This window comes from Arthrobacter sp. 9AX (assembly GCF_902506095.1).
Taxonomy (GTDB): domain Bacteria; phylum Actinomycetota; class Actinomycetes; order Actinomycetales; family Micrococcaceae; genus Arthrobacter.
Genome location: NZ_LR733297.1, coordinates 1 through 2,888, shown reverse-complemented (window position 1 = coordinate 2,888; position 2,888 = coordinate 1). Strand labels below are relative to the sequence as shown.

Annotated in this window: 2 protein-coding genes; one reads left to right on the top strand and one right to left on the bottom strand. The window is 66.6% G+C overall.

All coding sequences use genetic code 11. The annotated features are described in order from the left end of the window. The coding region (locus BACI348_RS20500; protein WP_159830417.1) for an HNH endonuclease signature motif containing protein at positions 1-1,386 on the bottom strand (1,386 nt) is incomplete at its 3' end. Between the two features lie 235 nt (positions 1,387-1,621). Here BACI348_RS20500 and BACI348_RS20495 point away from each other — a divergent pair. Continuing rightward, positions 1,622-2,888, top strand: a 1,267-nt coding sequence (locus tag BACI348_RS20495; RefSeq protein WP_201298529.1) for a hypothetical protein, incomplete at its 3' end; no start/stop codon positions are given.

Sequence of the window (2,888 nt, the reverse complement as noted above, 5' to 3'; positions counted from 1 at the left end):
GTGGGGCCAGTGGGGTGGTTCCCAGTCCTGGTGTTCGCTTTTGTAGTGCCTGCCGGTGGGGGAGGTCCAGCCCGGTGGTTCGGTTTTGCTGGCCGGGGTGGGTTTCCAGCCGCTGGTGTGGCGGAGCTTGTGGTGTTTGGGGCAGGGTTGTCCGAGGTTCGATATCCCGGTGGTGCCGCCGTGGTGCCAGGCGAGGAGGTGATCGGCTTCGTTGTCCAGGGACGGGTTGTTGCAGCCGGGGAAGGGGCATTTTCCGTCCCGCAGCCTGAGCCAGCGCCGCATCGCCGTGCTGACGCGGTAGTTCGTGCGCCCGATCTCCAGCGGGGCACCGTCGCGCGGGTCGACCAGGACCCGGTAGAACGAACCCGCGCCCTCGGCGATGAGTTGGCGTGCCATCGAGGGCGGGATCGGCCCGTACCCGTCCAGGACCGCCGGCTCATCGGTCAATCCCAGCAGGGAGAACACAGGCACGGTGACCAGCACCTGCGCCCTGATCCCCGCCGGCGGGCCCCCATCGGTTCCCGCGCCCGCGCCGGTGGAGTCAGGGGCACCGCGGCTGGTGGTGCCGCTACTGGTGCCGCTGCCGAGAATCGCCGAGGAGAAAATATCGGCCCGCAGTTGTGGGAGGGTGCGGCCCTCGTCGGGTCCCTGCAGCCCCCGGGCCAGGGCCGTCAACCGGTTCCAGGCAGCCGAAGCCTGGTCCGCGGGCAGGTACGCAGAAAGCCAGGCCATCCCGTCCTGGTCCGGCCGGTACTCCACCCGCCGATCCAAGACTCCCTTGGCATGGCGTTTCTCGATCGATTCGGCGTGGTGGCGTTCCCGCCAGGTCCGGGCCTTGGCCTTGAACCGGTACGCCGGCATCTCCCCAATGGAGGCGGCAGTGGCCGGTCTCGGTGCGTCCGGGTCCAGGAAGTGTGCTTCGAGGGCGGCGGCGCCGGCGGGGTCAAGAGTGGCGGCCTCGTCCACCATCACCGTGGCGTGCTGCCAGGAAAGTGTTCCATGGTGCAGCGCAGCCAGCGTCCGGGGCAGGGAGGTGGTCAAGGCATGGGACTGGGCCAACAGGGCGCCGGCGGCCCGGCCACTCAGGGACAGGAGGGCCCCGATCTCCGCCGCGATCGCCATTTCCTGCGCCTGCACCGGTGCCTCCGGCGGAGCGGCCGCCCGTGCCCTGTCGGCGTAAGTCCCTGCGGCATTGACCATCAATCCCGAAATCCGGGCCTGAACCCCGGCGGCCCCGGCAAGAATATCCAGGCACCCATCAGCCAACCCGGCCAACGGATCAGCCTCCGAAAACGGCTCCGAACCACACCCACCCACCTCGGCATTAAGCACAGCAATAGCAGCATTCATATCCTCCAACGCCTTCGCCACCGCCGCTTTCCCCATAAACCAATCATCGCGAGGGGGTCTGACAAAACACGGCCCGCTGAGCTCTCTCCAGAAAAATTCTTCAAAACATTTTGGGGAGCCCTCGTCAGACACCGGCCCGCGCTCCTGGTCCGGCACCCGGCCGCCCCCGCAGGTACCCGGGCAGAAAGCCCACGACCCCGAAAGTGGCGTGGCGCCGTCGGAATCAGTAGCGTCGATGCAGCAACATTTCCTCCGGCAGTAAGGGACACCTTTGGGCAAGAACACTAAGAACCGGCGCGCGAACAAGGGTTCGGGCAAAGGCCGCCCGGCACCGGTTTCCCTCAGTTCCTTCCGTGCCAGCCGCGCCCTGGATGCGGCGGCCCCGGCTTATATCCAATGGTTTGACGACGGCAGGCCCGGCGCGGGTGCTGCCGCCCTGCAGTACCTGAAGTTTATGGAACCGGTTATGGGCCGCTACCTGGAAAGCAGTGCGGCGCCGGATCTGACAAACCTTGATCCGGCTGCCCTGGCCAACGCTGTGGCCGAAGAGGTTGCCGAACAGCTTGCCGGGCCTGCCGAAGCTCCCGACGAGGCGGACACGGACGAAATTGCGTACACCGTTGACGCTGTCCGGAGCTACGTCGAGTTCCTGTCCGAAACCGGCCGCTGGACGGGGACGGCAGAACAGTTGGCAGAAGTGCTGGACGCCTTCGACGACCTCGCCGGAGCGGCCACCGTGCAGGAGCCCCTGGAAGTTCCGGACATCCCGGAGGACCAGGCGCTGGTTGTCTTTTCAGCGCTGCCCCTGATCCAGAAAACAACAGCACTGCTTCGATGGATCGGTGATGGGAAGCCCGTGACCGGAACGGGCGCGGTTCGCCTGAGCGATATTGCAGAGGCGGCCGCCTGCGTCGGCGTGCAAGCCAAGGGCAGCACCAGGAAGGCGGAGCCGGCCGGCGACGTCACAACGGTGCGGAGCATGCATGAGGTGCCACTGCTGTCCCGCATCTGGGCCGCCCTTGCGGCTGCCGAACTGATTCACATCAAGCCAACGAAGGTGGTGCCGTCAGAGGAGGCCCGCAACTTCCTGTCAGGCGATCCGTCACCTCAGCTGGAGGAGTTTCGGACTTTCACTGCGATGTACCTCGATCAGGCCGTTCTCCGGCTCGATCCCGATCAGCCGTGGGAACGGACCATTGCCGCCGTACAGGTATCGGTGCTGCTCTCGGCAGCCACGCCCGAAGCACCCGTGGTGGAACGCATCCTCGCCGCCCCCGAGCATGCGCCGGAAGCTGAAAAGAACATGGCCCAACTCCTGACCAAGGTGGCCATGGGCCGGTTTGAGGAACTCGCCGAACTCGGGCTGCTCACCATTGACACGCACTTCCGGGTGCCCCCGGCCCTCATCCAATGCGTTGCCGACGCTTTCGACGACCCCTGGCTGCTGGCCGAACTGGGCCTGGGAGAAGCACCCGACGAAGAGGCACCCGGGGACGAAGCACCCGTTGCGGGGGAGACCGCCGGCAACATCCTGGAAC